This window comes from Wolbachia endosymbiont of Mansonella perstans, from assembly GCF_020278605.1.
Taxonomy (GTDB): Bacteria; Pseudomonadota; Alphaproteobacteria; order Rickettsiales; family Anaplasmataceae; genus Wolbachia.
This window is the reverse complement of sequence record NZ_JACZHU010000097.1, coordinates 2,000-3,428: the sequence shown is the minus strand read 5'-3', so window position 1 is coordinate 3,428 and position 1,429 is coordinate 2,000. Positions and strand designations below refer to the sequence as shown.

Sequence of the window (1,429 nt, the reverse complement as noted above, 5' to 3'; positions counted from 1 at the left end):
ATTTGCCTACTGAAACTTCCTTTATATATAGATTATCAATATCTAACCCATAATTATATTGAGCATTAGCAACTGCAGAATTTAATACTTTCCCTATAAGGCCAGCAGCTTTCTTTTCGCAAAACCTCAATTGCACAGTAGCAAAAGAAACTTTTCTATTGCGTACTAAATTGGCAACCAAGTTTAACTTACGAGGAGTGGATTTTAAAACTCTAGAACTAGCTTTAATTACTGTATAATTGTTTTTCATACTAATTACCTTCTTGCTACCTTTTTATCACCACTATGCCCAGTAAATTTACGAGTAGGCGAAAATTCACCAAATTTATGACCTATCATATTCTGATCATTAACATTAACAGGAATGTAATCTTTACCATTATAAACAGCAAATTTTAAACCTAAACAATTAGGAAGAATTACAGAAGCTCTAGAATGAATTTTTATCACCTTATTAATAGAACCCTGCTTTAAAGCTCTATTCACTAACTTTAGCACAGATGGATGACAAAAAGGTGGTTTCCACGCAGATCTACTCATAAACTAACCTTTCAATTGCTTTATATACTTATCACTAAATTTATTTCTCTTCCGAGTTTTCTTTCCTTTTGTTACAATACCCCAAGGAGTAACGGGGTGACGCCCACCAGAAGTCTTTCCTTCCCCACCTCCATGAGGGTGATCCACTGGATTCATAGCAACTCCACGAACAGCAGGCCTAACTCCCAACCACCTACTTCTTCCTGCCTTACCTAATTTTCTATTTTTACGATTAGGATTGGACATTACACCAATAGTAGCTTTGCAAGAAGACAAAATCAACCTCACTTGACCAGACCTCAACCGTAATAGAACATAATTGCCATCACGACCAACAATTTGTGCATAACAACCAGCAGCTCGAGCAATTACAGCACCATTACCTGGCTTCAGCTCAATACCATGAACAAAAGAACCAACAGGTATACACTTCAACGATAAACAATTGCCCGGTAATATATCAGCATCATCTCCTGACATTACAACATCACCAGGCTTTATGTTTTGTGGAGCTAGTATATAAGATTTAGTATTATTGCTCTTATATGATATTAACGCTAAAAATCCACTTCTATTTGGATCATATTCTATTTTCTCAACTATACCTTGATCATTTCTATTACGCTTGAAATCTACAATTCTGTACTTCTTTTTATGACCACCACCCTTATGGCGAGTTGTAATTCTACCGTGATTATTCCTTCCACCACTGGACTTTTTACCAAATGTAAGAAGCTTTTCTGGCTTATCTTTTGATAGACCAACTTTACTTACTAACACAGTTCCACGAGAGGATGGAGTAACAGGATTAAGAAATTTCACACCCATATTAAACACTCATTATATCTAACTTTTGATCACCCATTAAAGAAAAATAAACTTTCTTTTT

At 35.3% G+C, this 1,429-nt stretch carries 3 protein-coding genes; all 3 read right to left on the bottom strand.

Annotated features, from left to right (window positions below; genetic code table 11):
- Nucleotides 1–250: large ribosomal subunit protein uL22 (locus IHO13_RS04875; protein WP_225538531.1), on the bottom strand; the 250-nt coding region annotated here is incomplete at its 3' end.
- A 5-nt stretch (nucleotides 251–255) separates the two neighbouring features.
- The gene (gene rpsS / locus IHO13_RS04870) at nucleotides 256–540 is read right to left on the bottom strand and encodes a 30S ribosomal protein S19 (protein ID WP_225538530.1); all 285 of its coding nucleotides are present in this window, start codon (nucleotides 538–540) and stop codon (nucleotides 256–258) included.
- Nucleotides 541–543: 3 nt separating this feature from the next.
- Nucleotides 544–1,368 (bottom strand): 50S ribosomal protein L2, encoded by an 825-nt coding sequence (rplB, locus tag IHO13_RS04865; protein ID WP_225538529.1) that lies wholly within the window; start codon nucleotides 1,366–1,368, stop codon nucleotides 544–546.
- Nucleotides 1,369–1,429 lie beyond the last annotated feature (61 nt).